A 21,290-nucleotide genomic window follows, 5' to 3' on the forward strand; every position below is an offset into this window, starting at 1 on the left:
CAGAACAAGCTAAAAATCTGTTCAAGAAAAAGTAAACATTATACCACGCATAACTTTGCCCTCTCCCTATCTTCCCTGCTCAGCCTCCACCCCATCGCTCCCGCGTTCTCCTCTATGTGCTCCTTTCTGCCGGCCTTGGAAATAGCGATAACGTTCTCCTCCCATATCAGGTAGTTGAGCGCGACCTGGGCCGATGTTTTTCCATATTTTCTTCCAATCTCGGCCAGGCAGGGGTTCCTCGCGAGCGAGCCCTTCTCCAGAGGGGTGTAGGCTATGAGGGCAATCTTCTCGCGCTTCATGTAGTCTAGCAGGCCGCTCGTCTCGGGCCAGCGGTCGCGGAGGGAGTACTTCACCTCGTTGGCGACTATCTCATACTTTCTCATCGCCTCCTGAGACCGTTTCAGAAGCTCCAAATCGAAGTTGCTGACGCCAATGTAGTGAATGAGTCCCTCATCAACCAGCTCCTCAAGGGCGTGGAGGGTCTCTTCTATTCTTTTCCACTCCGTCCCGGGCCAGTGGAGGAGGTGAAGGTCAATGTAGGTGCCGAGCCTCTTGGCGCTCTCCCTTACCGCTCTCTTCGCCCTTTCGTAGCCAAAGTTCGTGGGCCAGACCTTGCTTATGATGAATAGCTCGTCCCTATCAAAACCCTCAATGGCCCTTCCGACGAGCTCCTCGGAATGACCAGCGCCGTAGAACTCGGCGGTGTCTATGAGGTTAATTCCCAGCTCAAGGCCGTAGCGGAGAACCTCGACGCTCTCCTCGTCCCTGGAGTAGTCGGGGCTCTCATAGCCACCTATTCCCCAGGTGCCGAGGCCTATCGCGGTTACCTTATCATCCCCAATACCTTTCAGGTCTCTAAAAGTGCTCACGCTATCACCTGATAGAATATGAGTGCTGGCTCTTTTAAAGTTTCAGTCTGAACGCTAAGATGGACAAAAATGAGAAAATCAGGCCCCAAACTTCTCGGAGCGGTTCATGAGGTCCATCATTATGGGCACTATGTCGTGACCCCTTATCCTACCGAGCCCGCCACGCATGCACTCGCGCTCGCCGAAGCTCTCGGTGTGGTCCGGCCTGACACCACCGCCGGCTATGAGGAGCGGAACCGGGTCTCCGCTGTGGTTCATGACCTCACACGGTGTGCTGTGGTCGCCCGTTATCGCTATGACCACGTCCTCTAGGTTGATATGCTCGATGATGTAGCCTATCATTCTGTCGGCCTTTTCAATCATCTCCGCCTTGAGCTTCGGGTTGTTGTCGTGGCCGGCGGCGTCGGTCGGCTTGAAGTGGAGGAACACGAAGTCGTACTCCTTGAGCAGTTCAACGGTCTTCTTGGCCTTGGCCATCTCGTCGGTATTGTACTCGCCGGTTGCTCCCTCGGGGGTGTAGACGTCGAAGCCTATCGCCCTTGCGACGCCCTTGACGAGCGAGACCGCTATGACAGCTCCAGCCCTGACCTTCCACTGCTCGGTGAACTTCATCGGGATATCCGGGTAGGTTCCGGCTCCCCTTATCAGGAGGTAATTGGCTACTGGCTTGCCCTCCTTCCTGCGCTTCTCGTTGACTGGGTGCTTCTCAAGAACCTCGTGCGCCTGTCTGACGAACTCCTCGAGAATCTCGGCGACCTTCCTGCTCTCCTCGTCCTGGTAGTCAAAGCGATGGGGCGGCTTGCCGGCCTCGTGCGGGTCATTCTCGCCGACGCGGTAGCCCTTGGCCATGCCCTTGAGGACCAGAACGGCCCTGTGCCCGGTGGCTCCAACGAAGATGAAGTCGACGGGCAGTTTGACGTTCTCCTGTATCGCCTTTGCAAGCTCGTGGGCTTCCTCAGTGCTTATCCTTCCCGCCCTCCTATCAACGATTATCCCATTCTCGATGGTTGCGAAGTTCACACGGAAGGCCAGGTCGTCCTCGTCGAGGTCGAGGCCGACACCGAGGGCCTCAAGGAAGCCCCTTCCGCGGTAGACCTTGTAGGGGTCGTAGCCGAAGATGCTGAGGTGGGCGGTGTCGCTTCCGGCTGGCTGGCCCGGCTTTATGGGGTCCTGCTGGCCGAGGATTCCGAGTTTCGCAAGCCTGTCCATGTTCGGGGTATTGGCGTACTCCAGTGGGGTCTTTCCTCCAAACTCTTTAATCGGCCTGTCTCCGAGTCCGTCGAGGATTATGAGGAGTCCCTTCCTCTGCTTCATATCTATCACCAGGGGTGATTAGTCCGGTCGGTTAAAAAGCTTTGTTGGGCAACCTTTTAAAGGGCCCGGAGAAGGCAACAGGGGGGAGAAAGATGCTTGAGTTCGCAGTATGGACGCTCTCAATAATCATCGGAATAGCGATTCTCGTGCTTGCAGGGGACAAGCTGTCGGACAAGATAATCGAGGTCGCGAGGAAGGCCGGAATCTCGCCCCTCGTCATAAGCATCGTCCTCGTAAGCCTTTCAACGACCCTTCCCGAGATAACGACGAGCGCCCTCGCGAGCTACCAGGGCGTCAATGGAATAGCCCTCGGAAACGCTCTTGGCAGTATTTTCGCGAACATAGCCCTGATCCTCGGCTTGGCCTCGATGATTAAACCCCTGACTGCTGGTAAATCCGCGTATGAAAACTCTCTCGTTATGCTGGCCTCTCTGGTGCTCCTCATACTGCTCTCCCTCGACGGCACCCTCAGCCGGCTCGACGGACTTCTGCTCCTCCTTGCCTACGCGGTCTACCTCCGCTGGCTTCTCAAGAAGCACGCGAGAAGCGAGGTCGATTGGGAGCCGAGCGGGAACGTTACGCCCCTCGACTACGTTCTCCTAATCGTCCTCGGCCTCTTCCTCGTCGGCGGTGCTGAGGCAGTCGTTTTCGGTGGCAAGAACATTGCCCAGGCCTTTGGAATCTCGGACTTCGTGATAGGGGCGACCATCGTCGCAATTGGAACGTCCCTCCCCGAGATGACCAACGCCCTCTACGGGGCGATAAGGGAGCGCGGGAGCATAAGCGTCGGCAACATAATCGGTGCCAACATAATGAACGCCCTCGTCGTTTTGGGGGTTGCGTCGGTCATAAGGCCCCTCCCAACTGGAGCATCGGTGCTGACAATCCTGCTGGTTCTCCTTGCAATGCTTCCGATGATAGTTTCGCTGAAGAGAACAAGCGGGATAGACAGGCGCGTCGGGGCTTACTTTCTGGCCCTCTACGCTCTCTACCTCGTGCTGATGTTCTCCGGCGTGGAACTGTAAGGTTTTTAAGCCCCCTTTCTCTCTTCTTCCGGTGGTGAGAAATGAAAGTCCTGTGGGCACCGTGGAGAATCGAGTACATACGCTCACCCAAGCACGACGGCTGTATCTTCTGCGACTTCCCGAAGGAGAACAGGGACAAAGAGAGACTAATCCTCTACCGAGGAAAGCACGCCTTCGTCATAATGAACAACTACCCCTACAACCCAGGCCACGTCATGGTTGCGCCTTACAGGCACGTCGCCAACTGGGAGGAGCTGACCGACGAGGAGTTGCTCGAGATAATGAAGCTTACCCAGCTCATGATTAGGGCGATAAAGAAGGCCATGAACCCGGACGGCTTCAACCTCGGCGTGAACCTCGGCAGGGTAGCGGGGGCAGGAATAGACAGCCACGTTCACCTCCACATAGTCCCGCGCTGGAACGGCGACACGAACTTCATGCCGGTAATAGCGGACACCAAGGTTATCCCCGAATCGCTTGAGGAGGCCTACGACGAGCTCAAGAGGGCCATAGAGGAAGTCGAGAGGGAAAGTTGAGCTCCCATATTGGCTCTCCTTCTTCTGACAAGCTTTTTATAGTCCCTCGCCACTTCTTCTCCCGAAAACCCTCTGGTGGTGTCTGGATTGGAGGGAAAAGCATTACCTCCAGGAAGCCCCGTAAAGAGGGGCGAGCGCTACAAGGTTCGGATTGAAACCCTTGGAAAAGATGGAGACGGCATCGCCAGGATTAAGGGCTTTGTGGTTTTTGTGCCAAACACCGAGGTTGGGGAAGAAGTCCAGATCGAGATAAAAAACGTGAAAGAGCGCTTTGCCTTTGGGGAGGTCGTCGGCTGACCTTCCTTATATCTTCCTTGCCCTGATTCTGAACTTCTTCTCAAGGGGCAGTCCTTCGAAGAGTTCACTGCCAAGCTCCACAACGGGTATATCAGCTTCGATTATGGACTCCTTAATCCCCTGTTTAACCCTCAGCTTTCTAAGACTGCCGTTCTGAACTTCGGCCGAAAGGTAGGTTCCGTCTTCACCCTCGCCTTCAATGACGAAGTCCCTGCCGAGTTCCATTGCGATCCTTTTGACGATAGCTGGAGCCGTTTCGGGCGTCACGTGCTCTACTTCCCCTCTGCTTTCGCTGAGCCTCACCGTTGGACAGGCCATTGAGGAGCAGAACTCCCTTATGGCCTCTGATATGCCCTCCACGAAGTTCTCCAGCGGTTTTCCCATTAGGGATTCACCAAAGCCTGCCCAGCTTGCGGTGACTTTCAGCTTCCGTCTGGCCATCTTGAATCTGACCTCCTCCCCGCCTTAGCTGAGGGTTCCAACGGATTAACTCCTCGCCAGTGGCGGGGAGGTTTGCGGGTTCATTACCTACTCGTGTTGCCACTTTCGGTTCAGCCCGCGGGCCGGGTCTTCGGCCCGTTACCCCTACCGCGCAGAGCGGTTTGGGGTTATGGTTTAGAGGCCACCGTTCAGAGTTTTCAACCGCTCGAAGGCGGTTTTTGAAGAGACGCCTAACGGCGTCTTCCTCCCACCGTAGGGAGGACACAGTGAAAACCCCTCATCTCATCGGGTTGTTCTTTGATGGCCTTTTCAGGGTCTTATTACATTGCAAGAGTTCAAAAAGGTTTCTATTCGAATGCCGAATTTTAGAATCTCTGCATCCCCACCCTAAAGGGCGAGGCTTTCACGAGGTAATCGTCAGGATTCCCCGCTCCCCTCTGAACGTGTATATGGCCTCGTTCCGGCCCATGCCAACGTCGAGTTCAAACTCGTAGTCGAAGTTAAAGATAAACCTCGGGACTTTGAACCTGACCTTGCCGTCCTGAAAGCTCTCGAAGTACGGGAAGAAAGGCAACGTCTTCTGGGGTTCACTTAGCACCGCCTGGAGGGTTTCCCATCCGTAGGGCAACTCAACCTCATAGCTCTTCGCTCTCATGATATGCCCCCTAAGGGCGTTAAAAAAGCCTAAAAAAGAGTTTCTTGAACTTATGGTTTAGAACCCCCTAATCATCGTACCGGCCCCTCAGGTGCTTTTTTGGAAATATGGGGATGTAAACGGAAAGGGAGAAACAGAAAAGAGAGAATACAGCTCAGTCTTCCACGACGTATATCGGAACCTTACCGTGGGGAATGCCTGCCTTTCCTCCATACCATTCACTGAGGAAGTAGTGCGCAGCTATTAGGAGGGGCACTGCTATCACCAGCAGAATCCACCCGTTTGTTATGCCTACCGCGAACAGTATGAGCATTAAAGCGCCCACTGCGGCCGCTGTGACCGAGTAGGGAATCTGGGTGGCCACGTGGTCAATGTGGTCGCAGCCTGAGAACATGGAGCTCATGATTGTCGTGTCGCTTATCGGGGAGCAGTGGTCGCCGAAGACACCGCCGGCGAAGACAGACGCTATGCTAGCGTAGACCACCGGGCCGAAGCTTCCGCTCAGCTCGTAGGCCAGCGGGACTGCGATGGGCATCATTATGGCGAAGGTTCCCCACGATGTTCCTGTAGTGAACGATATAAACGCCGCCACGAGGAACACGACGAGCGGAACAAGCCCCGGTGAGAGGACGTTCGATGCGACGCTCACAACGTAGTCCGCAGTTCCAACGGCGTCGCAGGCCCTCTTAATGCTCCACGCGAGGATGAGAATCATCATTGCAAAGTGCATCTGCTTCATACCTGCAACTACGGTCTCCTCAACCTCCTTAAGGCTCATAACCTTCATACCGATGACGAGCGCCATTGCGACGACGACCATGCCGAATGAGCCCCAAACGAGCGCCCATGTCGAGTCGGCGTTGGAGAGGACGGCCTGGAAGCCTCCTTCCGCGTAGGTTGCGCTTCCACCGCCGGTGACCCACAGCCCGAGGAAGGTCAGCGCCACCAGCGTTATCACAGGGAGCGCGAATACCCAGACACTTTCCTTTCCTTCGATCGGCATTCCGACGTCGACTTCGGTCGTCATCATTGGCTGTGCGCCGTCGCGGAGAATCTTGCCCGTTGTCCTGGCGCGGTATTCAGCCTTGAGCATCGGGCCGTAGTGCCTGTGGGTAACGGCCACGAGGTAGACAAGGATAATCGCAAGTATTGGGTAAAACCTGTACGGCCAGCTTGCAAACCACGCCGAGTATGCGCTCACGTTGGCCCCGACTTCAGCTATTGCGTCTTTTAGAAGCCCAAGCTCGTACCCTATCCACGTCGAAACTACCGCCAGAACTGCCACCGGCGCGGCTGTGGAGTCGTCAGCATAAGCTAAAAACTCCCTGGAGACCCTCGCCCTGTCGGTTATGGGCCTCATGGTGTTTCCAACGATGATTGTGTTTGTGTAGTCGTCAAAGAAGATTAAGGTTCCAAAAATCGCCGCCATGAGAGAGGCCGCCCTGCTGGTTCTAATTTTCTTGGTGACTGCCTTTGCTATTGCGTTCATTCCGCCCGCTTTGTAAATCAGCGCGACACCTGCTCCAATAAGTGCATCGAAGAGGAGAATCCTCGTGTTCCAGAGGTCGGTGACTATCTGCCCATTCTCTTCCTTTGCAGACGCTATACTGAAAACAATCCACTCCAGCGTCTTTGTAGTTGCGCCTATCGGGTCTCCTCCCGCTACCAGCAGTCCGCCGACCCATACTCCAAAAAACAAAGCGAACAAGACCCTTTTTGTAAGTATTGCCATCCCGATGGCCACGAGGGGTGGCAAAAGAGACAAGATTCCATAGTCGGTCATATTGTTGCCCCCCTATTGCACTAAATGCAACATTCTTTCAATAATATTGCATTCATATCCTATAAAAGGCTTTCTTGACTTTTTTTGGTTAATTGTGGTCATGACAAGCCTTTATAGGTCGAGATAGATTATAAGAGACTATAATTTTAGCACTAATGCAGTTTTTTAGGGCTCATTCCACAAGTATTTTTCCCAATAGATTTGGGGATGTTCTAAAAAATATGAAATAATTGCTCATACTTTCATGACATTTTCCCATTTTTCCTTTGTCTTTTTTAAACAGCCAGGGGGCATCAGCTCCCGCTCCGGGCAGTAGCCGAGCTGTATGCACCTCGGCCCGAGCTTTGCCCACCTTATAATCGGTCTGAGTTCGTCGTTCTTTGCGATTTCTTCGAGCATCTTCCAGGCGACTTCCCTTATCTCCCATTGAGCTCTCTCGCAGAGCCTCAGGCCGAAGAAGTGCTTAAGCTCGCGCAGGTTCATGGTCACGACTATCTTCGTTCTGACTGCCTGCGGAAGAACGAAGCGCGCGTCCTCCTGGTGGACTCCGGCTTCGTAGCTCTCCTCGTAGAGCTCGATGGCTTCGCGCATAAGCTTCCTCCACTTTTCGTAGAGTTCAGGCTTTTCTTTAACGCTCTCTGGGATTACGAAGGTCTCCTCAACGTCATTTGGGTTCAATTTTATATAGCGCATTGATTGCTGGGTGTAGCTCGCTATCCTATGACGGACAAGCTGATGACTACACACACGAGAACAGCCCTCAATCGAGAACGTCAGAACCGCGTGTTCGAGTATTGACTCGTGGCCGTAGCCAAGAACCCTCGGCAGATGCATCTCGACGTCCTTCTCGGTCATTCGCTCGAAGGCCTCACTCTCCCATTCGTCCCAGTAGCTTATAAGGGCCGACCATGTGACGGTTTCAAGGGGCTTTTTCGTATAATTGACGAGCTTGACCTTGATTCCGCCCATATCCAGAATCACCGATGACCTGAAGAAGTCCGCTTTATTAGATTTGCTGTGGGGAAAAAGCTTAGTGGGGTTTCATTAATGTACTCTTTTGGAGGATAAAATATACGTTTGCAAAGGTGCCGACGAGATGGCTTCAAATAATTTCAGGAAAATCGAGAGTCTTCCGACGAAAGGGTTATTAAATTCAGGGGTCAGGTTTAAACGGTGATGCACATGGTGGTTAGCCTTGCCGGAAGAGACCTTCTCTGCCTCCAGGACTTCACGAGGGAGGAGATTGAGACTATTCTCAAGACGGCCGAGATGATGAAGATTTGGAACAAGATTGGAAAGCCGCACCGCGTTCTTGAGGGCAAGACCCTCGCCATGATATTCCAGAAGCCCTCCACGAGGACGAGGATTTCCTTCGAGGTGGGAATCTACCAGCTCGGTGGCTACGGCCTCTACCTCAACGCCAACGATTTACAGCTCAGGCGCGGTGAGACCATAGCCGACACCGCGCGCGTCCTCAGCAGGTACGTTGACGGAATAATGGCCCGCGTCTTCGACCACAAGGACGTTGAGGACCTCGCCAAGTACGCGAGCGTCCCGGTCATCAACGGTCTGTCCGACTTCTCCCACCCGTGCCAGGCTCTGGCCGACTACCAGACCATACTCGAGAAGAAGGGCAGGATTCAGGGCCTCAAGATAGTCTACGTCGGTGACGGAAACAACGTGGCTCATTCCCTCATGATAGCCGGAACCAAGCTTGGAGCGAACGTCGTCGTTGCAACTCCAGAGGGCTTCGAGCCTGACGAGAAGGTCATCAAGTGGGCCGAGCAAAACGCGGCCGAGAGCGGTGGCTCGTTCGAGCTCCTCCACGACCCGGTTCAGGCTGTTAAAGATGCTGACGTCATCTACACCGACGTCTGGGCGAGCATGGGTCAGGAAGCCGAGGCAGAGGAGAGGAGAAAGATATTCCAGCCCTTCCAGGTGAACAAAGAGCTCGTCAAGCACGCCAAGCCCGACTACATCTTCATGCACTGCCTCCCCGCCCACAGGGGTGAGGAAGTTACTGACGACGTCATAGACAGCCCGAACAGCGTCGTCTTCGACCAGGCCGAGAACAGGCTCCACGCCCAGAAGGCTGTTATGGCCCTCGTCATGGGCGGGATAAAAGTTTGAAGCTCTTCTTCTCTTTTTGACTATCAATTGAAAGTTTTTCGCCCGCTGTGAAAGCGGTCTTTCATAAACCGTGCAATTTATGAAAGTGGTCTTTCACAAAAGGTGCAGTTTGTGAAAGTCTGGTTTCACAAACGAAGAACCTTTTAAACCTCTGCTCCAACCTTCCCCCCATGCTCGAAAAGCTGTTCAGTCTCGGCTATTCCAAGGCCTTTGCGGAGCGCTATTACGAACTGTGGGGTGAGCGGGCACTGGCGATTGCTGAGGCTATGGAGAAACCCCTGCCGAGATGCTTCCGCGTGAACACGCTCAGGATAGAGGTTCCCAGGCTAACCAAGCTCCTCAACAAGAAAGGCTTCCAGTTTAAGAGGGTTCCCTGGGCGAGGGAAGGATTCTGCCTCACGCGCGAGCCGTTCTCGATTACATCAACGCCCGAGTATCTGAGCGGTCTCCTCTACATTCAAGAGGCCAGCTCGATGTATCCTCCCGTGGCGCTCGAACCGAAGCCCGGTGAAGTCATTGCGGACATGGCGGCGGCACCTGGGGGTAAAACTTCCTATCTCGCCCAGCTCATGGAGAACGAGGGAATAATCTACGCCTTTGATGTTGGAGAAGACAGACTGAAGGAGACCCGCCTGAACCTCTCGCGTCTTGGCGTCACCAACACCGTCCTCTTCCACAAGTCGTCGCTTCACATAGATGAGCTCGGCGTTGAGTTCGACAAAATCCTCCTCGACGCCCCGTGTACGGGCTCCGGCACAATCCACAAAAACCCGGAGAGAAAGGCGAACCGGACGATGGACGACATAAAGTTCTGCCAAGGCCTCCAGATGCAGCTCCTTGAAAAGGGCTTAAGTGCCCTCAAGAAGGGCGGAGTCCTCGTCTACTCGACCTGTTCCCTTGAGCCCGAGGAGAATGAGTTCGTAATCCAGTGGGTTCTGGACAACTTTGACGTTGAGCTCCTCCCACTCCGCTACGGCGAGCCCGCGCTGACGAGGCCATTTGGAATCGAGCTGAGCGAGGAGATAAAGAAGGCGAGGCGCTTTTATCCCGACAGGCACGGGACGAGCGGGTTCTTCGTGGCAAAGATTAAGAAACTTGAGTAGCTGTCTAATCCTTCGACTCTAAGGCAAGTTTTTCATCAAGCTCCCGTAACCTTTCAATGACGTCCTCGCTCAGGTTCTTCTCCAGCTCTTCCCTCGCGGCCTTGGCAAGCTCGAACTTTGAGTCGTACTTCCCGAGGGCCGTCCAGTGGATTTTCTTCCCCTCTACAAAGACGTCTATGTCGCAGAGGCGCTTGTAGCCGTGGTATTCGAGGCCTTTGAGCAGGAACTTGACCCGCTCCGGCTTCTCCCAGGTTAAGAGCTTAAGCTTGTAAACGGGGATGCGCATGAGGGGTCTCGGGTAGTCCCAGTCCCAGCCTTCCCCGACGATAAAGCCCAGGTCTAGGTCTTCAATCACCATCATGAGGCGCTCTACGTTCTCCTCGTAGCGTTTTGAGGTGTCGTAGATTTTAATCGTAATCTCTTTCCACTCCGGCATCAGTTTCAGCAGCAGGATAGGTGCATCAAGGCTCAGCTCCCGGTAGACTTCTAGGAAGTCCCTGCGGATGAGGACTGCGCCCTCAATGTCCTCCGGCCCTATTGGAGAGTTCAGCTTCTTCCTTGTCAGGCCTATTATGGTGTCTCCAGCTTCGCCCTCGTCGAAGGCCGTTCTTATATCCATTATCTCCCCGCCGTACTTTTCAGCGATGAGCCTCAGTCCTTCCTCAATCTTGTCCGGGACGCGCATCAGTATCAGTGTGCTCTCCACGTGGACTTTCTCAACGGGAAGTTTGCTGTTGATTATCCTGCTCAGGACAACGGGGGCGTGGTGTCTTACCAGAAATGCCTGTTTAGGGGGAATCGTTTCCTTTTTCCACTCCTCGGTCACAAAGACCACGGTTTCGAACTCGTTGCTTTTCCTTATTGCCTCATCAGTAGGGATTTCCTCAACACCAAAAATATCCCTGAGAGCAGACCTTACGGCGTCCTCATGGGACGTCCTGAGGAAGATTATCGAGGGCCCAAACCTCAAAACGCGCATCACAGTCCCCTCCACATCTTGTATCCCCTATCAAAGTCCGTCCCGCTCGGATACTTCACACGGTACGTCTCTCCGCTCGGAAGAAGAATGAAGTTAACACCGAGAACCCCGTTCAGTCCCCTCTCTATCAGCTTGAAACTGTGGCCGTAGAGCTTGAAATCTGCCTCTAAGCCCACCACATCTTTCCATGTGTGGCCGAGGGCGAACCTTTTACCCTCTATCTCAACAACAGTTCCTGGCTCAACAACGGAATCCTCAAAGAACTCCCCAACTACCTCCGGGTCGTCCTCGTTGCCTGGGACTATATACAGCACCGCCCCGGAGTTCTTGAGGACTCTCGCCAGCCTTCTCACGGCCCCCACGTAGAGCGGCTTCAGCTCGGGCCTGCGCTCCAGCTTTATGTTGTCGGCAAGGTCGCCCGTGTGGATTATGTAGTCGGGCTCTGTCTTTTCAATCAGGCCGTTGAGGAAGCGGTAAACGCTTTCGGGGGTATCGCTTACGTGCATTATCTTGGTTTCCTCCGTGGAGGACAGTTTTTCCATGACCTTTTTCCGGAAGATTGGGAGTCTTATCGGCATTAAAAGGAAATGGGGGGAGGTCTTATATATACCTTCTCCAAAGTTGATATGGGTGTTACAATGAAGGTTCTCGTTCTCGGTGCCGGAAACGTCGGCAGGGCAATAGCCTGGGATTTGAAAGATGAGTTCGATGTCTACGTCGGAGACGTCAGCGACGAGGGGCTGAACGCCGTCTCAGAGTTTGCAACCCCCATGAAAGTTGATGCCTCCCGCTTTGATTCCCTCGTTGAGGTCATGAAAGGCTTTGAACTCGTTGTAGGGGCGCTCCCCGGCAGGTTTGGATACCAATCGGTGAAGGCCGCCATTAAGGCGGGCGTTGACATGGTTGATGTCTCGTTCATGCCAGAGAACCCGTTAGAGCTCCGCGACGAAGCTGAGAGAGCACAGGTGACAGTTGTATTTGATGCTGGCTTCGCTCCCGGACTGAGCCACATCTTAATGGGACGCATTTGGAACGAGCTCGACGACATGAGAGAGGGATATATCTACGTTGGAGGCCTCCCAAAGGAGCCAAAACCACCACTTTATTACAGAATTACATGGTCACCTAAAGACTTAATTGAAGAATACACCAGGCCAGCGAGGGTCATAAGAAGTGGGAAAGTCACGGCAGTGGACCCGCTCTCAGAAATTAAGACGGTGGAAATTGAGGGGTACACCTTCGAAGCCTTCCCCAGCGACGGCCTGAGGAGCCTGCTTGAGAGCGTGAGAGTGGAAAGGCTTGAGGAGTGGACGCTACGCTGGCCGGGACACCTTGAGAAGATGAAGGTTCTGAGGGAGCTTGGCTTTTTCAAGCCCGAGCACCTCGACAAGACCCTGGGAGTCATAACACCGCTCATGACCTACGAGAGCCCCGACTTCTCCATAATGCAGGTAATGGGGGCAGAGCCCGATAAAGCCATAAGCTACACCCTAATTGATGAGGAACGGGAGTTCACTTCAATGGCCCGCGTTACTAGCTACACTGCCTCCGCTGTTGCGAGGCTCGTCGCTGAGGGGAGTTGCATCTATGGAGTTATCCCACCAGAGATATTGGGAATGAGGATTGATACTTTCAAAAGAATCCTCGACGACCTTGAAGAGAGGGGAATAAAGCCGAGGAGGGAGGGGAATGCTCCACCTGGTAATAGCTGATTCCGAGCTTGAGCTGGTTCCACAGTCAATAGCTGACCACCCAGCAGTGGTGAACTACGCCAAGAGGAGGGGCAAGAAGCCGGAGGAAGTAGTACTCGATAGTAGCTACCACCACTCAGCTCTCAGGAAGCTCAAAGACGGCGACAGGCGGGGCAGACCGGACATAGTGCACATCTGCCTCCTCAACGCCCTTGAGAGCATAGCCAACAAGGAGGGGAAGCTCCGCGTTTATGTTCACACAAGGAACGACGAGGTTATTTACATAAAGCCGGAGACGAGGCTTCCGAGGAACTACAACCGCTTCCTTGGCCTCATGGAGAGTCTCTTCAAGAACAAGGTAGTCCCGCAGGACTTGGAACTCCTCCGCCTCGAAGAGAAGACCCTGAGCGAGCTGGTTGAAGAGATTGGGCCCGATGAAGTCTTTGTCATGCACGAGGGCGGGGAGCTGATGAAACCCCGGGACTTCGGAAAGGTTTTGGCTGGGTTTGAAAATCCTCTAGTCATAGTCGGCGGCTTCCCCCACGGGGACTTCAGGAGCCAGGTTGAGGGGAAGAAAGTCAGCCTCTACCATGAGCCCCTGATGGCCTGGACTGTTGTGAACGAGTTAATCACCAACTTTGAGCATTGGGTTCTTTGAAGAGCGGCAAGGGACTACACAATGTTTTTATATTTTGAGGTTGTTCGCTCCGTGTATCACCACTGAATAATGCCACAATCAACAATAGGGAGGGTAAACCCATGCGGAAAATAAGCTTCCTTATGGCGTTTTTAATCGCGGGCTACATTCTGGGAATATGGAACTTCCTGGTTCTGCCAAAGTACTACATAAACTTCGGACTCAAGGGCTTCATTGTTTCGCTCGTTCCAACCCTGGTTGCGATGTTCCTGATATACAGCGAGGCTGAGAGCACCAAAAAGACCCGTTACCTCATATATGAGTTGTTCTTTAAGATATCCAGAACTCCTGCGCTGATATTCAGCCTTCTGATGTTCCTGCTGGTAATCCTCGGCGTCACCACTTACTATTCCTCCTATGGCCTGGCCCTCATTCTTGGAGTGGGGTCAAAATACATTCCCATTCTCGCAGCTGGAACTGTGGCACTCTCAATCCTGATGCTCCTGCTTGCAAAGGGAAGAACCCTTGAGTTCATCTCAATTTTCTCAATACTCTTTATCCTCTTCGCACTTGTTGCGGCACTCCTAATAAGAAACGGGGCGCTCGCCACGGTTGTCTCCCCGCAGGCGGTTCAGTACATGGAAAACGCTGTTTCCTCAATAACTTCATTCAACATGCCGCTAACGGCAAAGGGAGTAATCTACATGCTCGTTTCGGTGCTCATATCCTTTGGGCTTGGCACCGGGGTCTACTATGTTATAGGTAGCTTCGCTCCAGAGGAGCTTGACCTGAGAAAGGTTCTTGCGGGCGTCTTTGTTCTCCAGATAATCCTGAGCTTCGCCGCCGCTTTCACAGTGGCCTACTCCCTCGGTGCCGCCTACCAGGCGGTTGAAGAGGCCTTCCAGAACCCTGACATTTCGGCAGAGGAGTCCCTGGAGCTCTTCACGAGGTTCGACGACCTCAAGCAGTACACCACAAACAGCGATGCCAGTCCTGTGGACTCCATAGAGGTCTTTTACTCGATACCCACGGTTTTGAAGGGCAACCTATCCAACGATACGACGCTCATAACGCTGCTGATGCTGTCCCTATATCTCGCCGGCCTCACGAGCATAATTGTCCTGATTGAAATGGGTAGTCATATACTTTCTGAGGTCATGCAGCTCAGCAGAAACGGGAGCCTGGGCTTGGTAGGCTTCATCGGAATGATGCTGGCCGCGGCAATGGTTGTCGGCGATATCAGAACTATGTTCGTCGTCGTGCCCTTCTCAGTTGCTACCATTATGGCCGCGATAGAGAGCTATCCGCTTATACCCTCAGAACTGGCACCAAATAAAGGGGCGGTCTTGGCCATTGTTCTTGTACTGCTCCTTAGCGGGCTAGTAACCATTTACTACGCCCTCACGGCCTCTGCAGTGCAGGTCAAGATGGGTGCAGTGCTTGGCCTCGTTCTATTGGTGCCCCTCCTCATGAACAAGGTACTGTTGAAGAGCAGGCGCTGACTCCTCCCTGCCATGAAGGGTGAGGCTTTCAAAAGAAAAATGTAAAGTCTTTTTCGCCCTTTCAAAAATTTTTTAAACGGCTTTCCCAACACAACCCAGAACGCTTATAGGAGGTCTGAAAGATGGGAGACAAGACCAAGGTTCAGGTCAGCAAGCTCAAGCCCGGAAGGTACATAATTATCGACGACGAGCCCTGCAGGATTGTGAACATAACCGTTTCTTCCCCGGGAAAGCACGGTTCCGCCAAGGCAAGGATTGAGGCCGTTGGAATCTTCGACGGCAAGGTCAGGAGCATCGTCAAGCCGACCAGCGCCGAAGTTGACGTCCCGATTATCGACAAGCGCGTCGGCCAGGTCATCGCGATAACCCCAGACACCGTCCAGATTATGGACATGGAGACCTACGAGCTCTATGACGTCCCGATCGAGGGCGGCGTCGAGGAAGAAGTCAAGGACCAGCTCAAGGAAGGCATCACCGTCGAGTACTGGGAGACTCTCGGAAGGATCCAGATCAAGAAGGTTAGGGGCGAGTGAACGGGGGTTTTATTTTCGCCCAATTTTGGTTTTTTCATTAAACAAAACTCATATAAATGGGCTTTTCTTCTGTGGCCACTGGGGGTTGCAATGCCAGATTTCAAAAAGCTGATACTTAGAAAGTTCAACTACATCGCGGGCTCACGGTACGAGGAGATAATGAAGGCATACCGGGAGTTCCTTTTAACTGAAGAAGAAATGGAAATCCCCGTGATTTCGTCGGTTCTCTTGGTCGTTGACAGGTTCTCCGAAAAACCTCCCGATGAAATTTATGATGTTCTGACATCGTATCCAGGAGCCTTCATCAAGGTCACTTACCTGATAGACGGTCGGCTCTGCGCCCTTATCCGGGAAACGCTGGGAGAAGAGGCGGCAAAGAAATTCCGCATAAACGAGAAGAGCATGGGGGAGGAGTTCATTAGGGACATTTCAGGAAGATTGTCCCAGCTTGGGGTCAACTTCAGCTCGGAGATACTCTTTGAGGACAAGGCGTCCTTTGTGGAGGACGCCATTGAAAACTACGATTTGCTCGTGATTTCGAAGCATTTCGGTTCCGAGGGTCTCAAAACTTACAACATAACCCCCCTGGCCTTTAGGATAGTCCAGAGAATCGAAAAGCCGGTAATACTCTATTAGAGGTGGTACACATGAACACCCCAGAGATTATAGCGCTGTCGGTGTTCCTGGGCACCTATGCCTTCATAATAACCGAGAAAATCCACAGAACGGTTGCCGCAATGGCAGGTGCGTCGGTCGTTCTCTTAACGAACGTAGTCCCCTGGGAGAAGGTTCCAGAGTACCTCGACCTCGACACGATACTGCTCCTAGCCGGTATGATGGTGGTCGTCAACGTTGCGCGGGAAAGCGGACTTTTTGAATACATCGCCATAAAAACCGCCAAGTTCTCGAAGGGAAAGCCGATGCGCGTCCTCCTGCTCTTTTCGGTGGTCACAGCGGTCGTTAGTGCGTTCTTAGATAACGTTACAACCGTTTTGCTCCTCACACCCATGCTGATATACATAACGAGGAGAATGAACGTCAATCCAATTCCCTTCCTCCTGTCTGAGGTCTTTGCCTCCAACATAGGCGGTGCGGCAACCCTTATTGGAGACCCTCCCAACATAATGATAGGCTCGGCCGCAGACCTCAGCTTCAACGAGTTCATAGCAAACATGGCTCCTATTTCCCTCCTCGACCTCGCTGTCACCGTTGGGATAATCTACCTCGCGTACAGAGGAGCCATAAAGGTCAGTCCCGCAAAAGAGAAAGAGATACAGACACTTATAATGGGGCTGAAAGAAGAAGATGCAATCAAGGACATGAAGCTCTTCAAGAAGTCCCTGGCTGTTATAGGTCTTGTAATGCTCGGATTTTTCTTCCACGACAGGTTGGGGGTTGAGCCCGCGGTTATAGCCCTTACAGGGGCCTCGTTGCTCCTGCTGTGGAGCGGGGCATCGCCAGAACACGCGCTGGAAAAGGTTGAGTGGGCGACCCTCTTCTTCTTCGGGGGCCTGTTCATACTCGTCGGCGCCCTGGTGGAGACGGGAGCCATAGCCCAGGTTGCGGACTGGATGACGGGCCACATCAACTCCGAAAGCGAAGCCATATTCATGATATCCTGGTTCTCCGCCCTTGCGAGTGCCGTGGTTGACAACATACCCTTTACGGCCACGATGATTCCCCTGATAAAGGCCATGGGCTCGACGCTCAACACCTACCCGCTGTGGTGGGCCCTTTCCCTGGGGGCATGTCTCGGTGGAAACGGGACTGCAATAGGGGCGAGCGCCAACGTCGTCGTCATAGGAATTGCGCACAGGGAGGGGATTGAGATAACCTTTGGGGACTTCCTCAAGGTGGGAATGGTTGTTATGATTGCCACAGTTGCCCTTGGGAGTATAGTCCTGTGGTTGAGGTACGTGGTGCTGTGAGGTGGTACGTATGAAGATACTCGTCCTCGTTGACGGCTCGAAGTGGAGCCAGAAGGCGGCCCTGCACGCATTCGCAATAGCCCGGACAAAGAAGGCAAAGGTCGTCCTGTTCTCCGTCCTTGACAGGAGAGAAGTCCGTGCCATCGCCTTCCACACCAGCTTCAGGAGCGGAAACCTTGAGGAAATTCAGAACTTCGAAGAGACTCTCTGGAAGGAGAACAAGAAGGGCATAAAGGACGTTCTCACAACGCTCCTCGAACTCGGTCAGAGTGAGGGAATAAACTGCTCCTTCAAAATCGTAGAGGGGCCGGCAAAGGATAGAATCCTCGAAGAGGCGAATTCAGGCAACTACTCCCTCGTGGTCATGGGGGCCTACGGAAAGAGCGGAAAGACGAGGATAGGCTCCCTCCTTGAGGACGTCGTCGGCCACATCAAGCCACCGGTCATGATTGTGAGATAGCTTTAAAACCCCGCTTCCTCTCTCGGGCTGGGTGGTGGTATGGAGTTCCTGTATACGCATGAGACCTTGAAGCTTGAGTTCCCGCTCGTCAGGCCGGAGGAAGCGAAATACGTTATCCTGGGCGTCCCCTTTGATGGGACAACCAGCTACAAGCCGGGCACGAGGTTCGGACCGACCCTGATAAGGCAGGCCACCCTGAACCTTGAGAGCTACATCCTCGACTACGACATCGACATAGCGGAACTGCCCATAGCGGACATAGGGGATATAGCAATCGTCGCCGGCGACCCAAGGAAAACGGCCGACAGGGTTCGGGAGACGATTGAAGAGCTCAGGCGCGTTAACCCCGATGCGATACCGATACTCCTCGGCGGCGAGCACTCCCAGACACTTGGGGCCGTCGAGGCCCTCAAACCGGCGAGCTACGTGGTCTTCGACGCCCACCTCGACCTGAGGGACAGCTACGAGGACAACCCCTACAACCACGCCTGCGTCGCGAGGAGGATAGCGGAACTCGGAATCAGAGAGGCCCTGTTCGGGATAAGGAGCGGCACGAAGGAGGAAGTTGAGTTCGCGAAGGAAAACGGCATTTCCTGGGTTCACGCGAGGGACTACGACTTCGACTCCTTCATAGAGCTCGTGAAGCCTCTCCCCGAGCCCGTCTACCTGTCCATTGACATTGACGCCTTCGACCTGTCGCTGGTTCCCTCTACCGGGACGCCCGAAGCGGGGGGCCTGCGCTTCTGGGACGTCATCGAGGCTGTGGAGTGGCTCGTGGAGAACAAGAAGGTGGTGGGCGTTGACATAATGGAGGTCGGCGGGACGGAGCTGGGGAACGTAACCGCCCTCACTGCGGCAAAGCTGTTGTTCTACATAATCGGAGCCCTCGCCCGTTAATCTCTACATTTTGTTCCCCTTTTGTTCTCTCGTTATAAAACGGAGTCTGCTTTCTCCAACGATTGTTTAGGGGTCAAATTAGCTAACCTGATGCTCTAAAAGCTCTCTCGGTGCACATTTTCCCCCACAAAGCCTTAAATATCCCCTCCTAAAATTTTTAAGGGGGTGATGGGGAATGGAGCTTGAGAACGCGCTTGAAGTGTTCCACTCTATGAAGATTGAGTCAATCATGCCGAAGCCTGAGACGCTGCCCGTAGTTGAGAAGGACGCTGAAATCATAAACGTGCTGAAGCTTCTCAGGACAAGACACCACGTGTGGGTTGTGGAGAGCAGGGAAACCATGAAGCTTGTAGGTGTAATCAGGCTCCTCGACGTTATAGATGTCCTCCTCCCGCCGGACGCGTACAAGTTCAAGCTCGGCATGACGAGAGGGACGCTGAAATCGCTCCTTGGTGGTGCAACGAAGGCCGAGGACGTTGCGGAAAGAAACCCCCTCACCATCGAATGCGATGCAACGGTTCTTGATGCGCTCATGAAGATGAAGAAATACCGCGTGCAGGTGCTTGCGGTCGTTGATGGGGACAGGCTCGTGGGCGAGGTCAGCCTGAGGATACTCATAGACGAGCTGTTGAGACTGCTGAAGGTGGGTGGTGTAACATGGAGACAGTGACGTGGCTGTTGTTTACCCTTGGAATCTCCCTGATACTAGCCAAGATTGGAGACAGCCTCATAGAGCGCTTTGAGCTTCCAGGAGTCCTTGGAGAGCTCATAATGGGAATACTCCTGGGCAACCTTGTCTACTTCGGGATTGTGGCGCCGCAGTACCTTCCAATAGTGAGCGGGGAGGGCTTTACAACGGACGCGACCCAGGTTCCTGAGTTCCTTGCCAAGCTGGGCATAATATTCCTCCTGTTTCTGGGCGCTTTGGACACCGACGTTGAACAGCTCAAGAAAACGGGACTGACGGCAACGGTCTCAACGCTTCTCGGCGTTTTTGTCCCCCTGATAATGGGCTGGTTCGTCCTGATGGAGATGGGCTACCCGAGCAAGGAGGCCTTTGCGGGGGGTGTTCTTCTCACCGCCACGAGCATAGGCCTAACCGTCAGGGTCATGATGGACCTCGGCGTCCTCAAGAGCGAGGTTGGGGTCGCCTCCCTGAGCGCGAGCGTTATGGACGACTTCCTCGGAATAGCTCTAATCATATTCGCCGTCGGCACTGGGAGTCTGATAGACCTGTCCATCAAGATAGTTCTGTTCTTCATAATAACCGGCGTTATATGGTGGTACCTCGTTGACCACTACGTCAGGTTCGCCGAGAGGCTCCACGTCGAAAAGGGAGTCCTTGGAATGGTCATCGGCATGATGTTCCTATTCGCTGCCCTCGCCGAAGGGTGGTTTGCCGCCGCGATTGAAGGTGCCTTTATGATGGGTCTCGTGCTCTCGAAGCTCCCAGAGGGCAGGCGTCTCATGGACGACCTCCGTGCAATCGGCTACGGCCTGCTGGTACCGTTCTTCTTCGTCCACACCGGGGCGATGCTGAACCTCACCGTCTTCGAGAACGCTGACGCGCTGGTTCTTGCGGCGGTTCTCACAACGGTTGCCGTCGTTGGAAAAGTCCTTGGAAGGGGATTCGGTGCTTGGATAACGGCGTGGGGCCGCGGAAGGGAGTTCCTGTTCACCAAGGAGAACCTCTGGATGTCCCTCCAGATGGGCATAGGCTCAATTCCGAGGACTGAAGTTGCCCTCGTCAACCTGATGGTCGCCATACACGGCGGAGCGATTCCTCCCGAAGACGCTCCCAAGTTCATCGCCGCGACGCTGATATTCATAACGGTATCAGTGCTCATAACCCCGCCGCTCCTCAAGTGGGCGTTCAAGCACGAGATAGAGAAGGCGAGGTCTTCGAAGGCCTCAAGAAAGGTCGAGCGCATAATGGAGACCAAAGAGAAGATAAAGGAGCTCAAGGGCTCCCAGTGAATGCCCGGCGACGCCTTCAGCCGAAAAACGCTCCCATCATGTCCATCTGCTCTTCGCTCATTGACTTTATTTTGAACTCGGGCATCTTGTCTTTCAGCTCCTCGTACTCTTCCCCTGTTATCTCCTTGGCTTCGCCGTTCTCTACGAGGTAGAATATCCCGTAGTCCGGGTCGCGGTAAGCGACGAGGAACTTCTCCACCTCGATGTCGTCGAAGTTAACGAAGATGACGTTTCCACCTGTGTACGGCCTCTTGCACTTGAACGGGAAGCTTGAGGAGTTCAGCATGGCATCGCCAAGGGCCTGGTTGGCCTTCTCACCGTTTATCTCGGTCCAGAACCTCCTCCCCTCAAAGTCGCCCTCAACGACGATGAGAAACCTCTGGCCGTCGAGTTCGACGAGGGGGGCACCTTTCTCCTGGAGTATCTTGAAGAGCTCGCCAATAGTCTCCGCGTTTTTCAGGGAAGCAACGAATCCTTCAACTTTCATAGTTTCCACCGGTGATGGTTTGGGCGGGGGGTATAAAAGCTTAAGC

The 21,290-nt window shown here is 53.8% G+C and carries 24 protein-coding genes; 15 read left to right on the forward strand and 9 right to left on the reverse strand.

Annotated features, from left to right (window positions below):
* Positions 1-38 precede the first annotated feature (38 nt).
* Together TEU_RS06900 and TEU_RS06905 are read right to left on the reverse strand one after the other, a co-directional pair.
* The gene (locus TEU_RS06900; RefSeq protein ID WP_050003075.1) at positions 39-869 is read right to left on the reverse strand and encodes an aldo/keto reductase; all 831 of its coding nucleotides are present in this window, start codon (positions 867-869) and stop codon (positions 39-41) included.
* A 78-nt stretch (positions 870-947) separates the two neighbouring features.
* On the reverse strand, positions 948-2,183 hold the full coding sequence (locus tag TEU_RS06905; protein ID WP_050003076.1) for a 2,3-bisphosphoglycerate-independent phosphoglycerate mutase: 1,236 nt from the start codon (positions 2,181-2,183) through the stop codon (positions 948-950).
* Positions 2,184-2,275: 92 nt separating this feature from the next.
* Between TEU_RS06905 and TEU_RS06910 the strand changes: the two genes are divergently transcribed.
* The 3 genes from TEU_RS06910 (at position 2,276) to TEU_RS06920 (ending at position 4,041) form a co-directional block, all read left to right on the forward strand.
* Positions 2,276-3,208 carry a calcium/sodium antiporter gene (locus tag TEU_RS06910; RefSeq protein ID WP_050003952.1) on the forward strand — a complete coding sequence of 311 codons (933 nt, stop codon included), beginning with the start codon at positions 2,276-2,278 and terminating at the stop codon, positions 3,206-3,208.
* Positions 3,209-3,249: 41 nt separating this feature from the next.
* Positions 3,250-3,744 (forward strand): HIT family protein, encoded by a 495-nt coding sequence (locus tag TEU_RS06915; RefSeq protein ID WP_050003077.1) that lies wholly within the window; start codon positions 3,250-3,252, stop codon positions 3,742-3,744.
* A 78-nt stretch (positions 3,745-3,822) separates the two neighbouring features.
* Positions 3,823-4,041: a TRAM domain-containing protein gene (locus TEU_RS06920; protein ID WP_227738675.1), complete on the forward strand. Its 219-nt coding sequence runs from the start codon at positions 3,823-3,825 to the stop codon at positions 4,039-4,041.
* Between the two features lie 6 nt (positions 4,042-4,047).
* Here the strand turns inward: TEU_RS06920 and TEU_RS06925 are convergent, their stop codons facing one another.
* The 4 genes from TEU_RS06925 to thyX form a co-directional block, all read right to left on the reverse strand.
* On the reverse strand, positions 4,048-4,482 hold the full coding sequence (locus TEU_RS06925; protein WP_050003079.1) for a hypothetical protein: 435 nt from the start codon (positions 4,480-4,482) through the stop codon (positions 4,048-4,050).
* Positions 4,483-4,885: 403 nt separating this feature from the next.
* Positions 4,886-5,137, reverse strand: coding sequence for a hypothetical protein (locus TEU_RS06930; protein ID WP_174412698.1), 252 nt, complete (start codon positions 5,135-5,137; stop codon positions 4,886-4,888).
* Positions 5,138-5,291: 154 nt separating this feature from the next.
* Positions 5,292-6,920, reverse strand: coding sequence for a Na+/H+ antiporter NhaC family protein (locus TEU_RS06935; protein ID WP_050003080.1), 1,629 nt, complete (start codon positions 6,918-6,920; stop codon positions 5,292-5,294).
* 234 nt (positions 6,921-7,154) lie between these two features.
* Entirely contained in the window at positions 7,155-7,889 is a 735-nt protein-coding gene (thyX, locus tag TEU_RS06940; RefSeq protein WP_050003081.1) for an FAD-dependent thymidylate synthase, read from the reverse strand.
* A 213-nt stretch (positions 7,890-8,102) separates the two neighbouring features.
* Between thyX and argF the strand changes: the two genes are divergently transcribed.
* On the forward strand, positions 8,103-9,050 hold the full coding sequence (argF, locus tag TEU_RS06945) for an ornithine carbamoyltransferase (RefSeq protein ID WP_050003082.1): 948 nt from the start codon (positions 8,103-8,105) through the stop codon (positions 9,048-9,050).
* 170 nt (positions 9,051-9,220) lie between these two features.
* Positions 9,221-10,153, forward strand: coding sequence for an NOL1/NOP2/sun family putative RNA methylase (locus tag TEU_RS06950; RefSeq protein WP_050003083.1), 933 nt, complete (start codon positions 9,221-9,223; stop codon positions 10,151-10,153).
* Positions 10,154-10,157: 4 nt separating this feature from the next.
* Here TEU_RS06950 and TEU_RS06955 read toward each other — a convergent pair whose 3' ends face one another.
* Positions 10,158-11,132: a hypothetical protein gene (locus tag TEU_RS06955; RefSeq protein WP_050003084.1), complete on the reverse strand. Its 975-nt coding sequence runs from the start codon at positions 11,130-11,132 to the stop codon at positions 10,158-10,160.
* A complete protein-coding gene (locus tag TEU_RS06960) occupies positions 11,132-11,710 on the reverse strand; it encodes a metallophosphoesterase family protein (protein ID WP_050003085.1) in 579 nt (192 codons plus the stop codon). The genes TEU_RS06955 and TEU_RS06960 overlap by 1 nt, the downstream gene beginning before the upstream one ends.
* 60 nt (positions 11,711-11,770) lie before the next feature.
* On the opposite strand from TEU_RS06960, the gene TEU_RS06965 reads away from it, so the two are divergent.
* From TEU_RS06965 to TEU_RS07010, 10 genes are all read left to right on the forward strand, one after another.
* On the forward strand, positions 11,771-12,844 hold the full coding sequence (locus tag TEU_RS06965) for a saccharopine dehydrogenase family protein (RefSeq protein ID WP_050003086.1): 1,074 nt from the start codon (positions 11,771-11,773) through the stop codon (positions 12,842-12,844).
* On the forward strand, positions 12,822-13,481 hold the full coding sequence (locus TEU_RS06970) for a 16S rRNA methyltransferase (RefSeq protein ID WP_050003087.1): 660 nt from the start codon (positions 12,822-12,824) through the stop codon (positions 13,479-13,481). Before TEU_RS06965 ends, TEU_RS06970 begins: the two co-directional genes overlap by 23 nt.
* A 101-nt stretch (positions 13,482-13,582) precedes the next feature.
* Positions 13,583-14,962 carry a sodium-dependent transporter gene (locus TEU_RS06975; protein WP_050003088.1) on the forward strand — a complete coding sequence of 460 codons (1,380 nt, stop codon included), beginning with the start codon at positions 13,583-13,585 and terminating at the stop codon, positions 14,960-14,962.
* Positions 14,963-15,084: 122 nt separating this feature from the next.
* The gene (locus TEU_RS06980; RefSeq protein ID WP_050003089.1) at positions 15,085-15,495 is read left to right on the forward strand and encodes a translation initiation factor IF-5A; all 411 of its coding nucleotides are present in this window, start codon (positions 15,085-15,087) and stop codon (positions 15,493-15,495) included.
* A 90-nt stretch (positions 15,496-15,585) separates the two neighbouring features.
* Entirely contained in the window at positions 15,586-16,131 is a 546-nt protein-coding gene (locus TEU_RS06985) for a hypothetical protein (RefSeq protein ID WP_050003090.1), read from the forward strand.
* An 11-nt stretch (positions 16,132-16,142) separates the two neighbouring features.
* Complete coding sequence (locus tag TEU_RS06990; RefSeq protein WP_050003091.1) at positions 16,143-17,423, forward strand: ArsB/NhaD family transporter; 1,281 nt, start codon at positions 16,143-16,145, stop codon at positions 17,421-17,423.
* Positions 17,424-17,433: 10 nt separating this feature from the next.
* The gene (locus TEU_RS06995; protein WP_050003092.1) at positions 17,434-17,883 is read left to right on the forward strand and encodes a universal stress protein; all 450 of its coding nucleotides are present in this window, start codon (positions 17,434-17,436) and stop codon (positions 17,881-17,883) included.
* Between the two features lie 39 nt (positions 17,884-17,922).
* Positions 17,923-18,780, forward strand: coding sequence for an agmatinase (gene speB, locus TEU_RS07000; RefSeq protein WP_050003093.1), 858 nt, complete (start codon positions 17,923-17,925; stop codon positions 18,778-18,780).
* Between the two features lie 175 nt (positions 18,781-18,955).
* Positions 18,956-19,450, forward strand: coding sequence for a CBS domain-containing protein (locus TEU_RS07005; RefSeq protein WP_050003094.1), 495 nt, complete (start codon positions 18,956-18,958; stop codon positions 19,448-19,450).
* Positions 19,438-20,757, forward strand: a complete 1,320-nt coding sequence (locus tag TEU_RS07010; protein ID WP_050003095.1) for a cation:proton antiporter — start codon at positions 19,438-19,440, stop codon at positions 20,755-20,757. The genes TEU_RS07005 and TEU_RS07010 overlap by 13 nt, the downstream gene beginning before the upstream one ends.
* 16 nt (positions 20,758-20,773) lie before the next feature.
* Here TEU_RS07010 and TEU_RS07015 read toward each other — a convergent pair whose 3' ends face one another.
* Positions 20,774-21,244, reverse strand: coding sequence for a hypothetical protein (locus tag TEU_RS07015; RefSeq protein ID WP_050003096.1), 471 nt, complete (start codon positions 21,242-21,244; stop codon positions 20,774-20,776).
* Positions 21,245-21,290 lie beyond the last annotated feature (46 nt).

Source organism: Thermococcus eurythermalis (assembly GCF_000769655.1).
Taxonomy (GTDB): domain Archaea; phylum Methanobacteriota_B; class Thermococci; order Thermococcales; family Thermococcaceae; genus Thermococcus; species Thermococcus eurythermalis.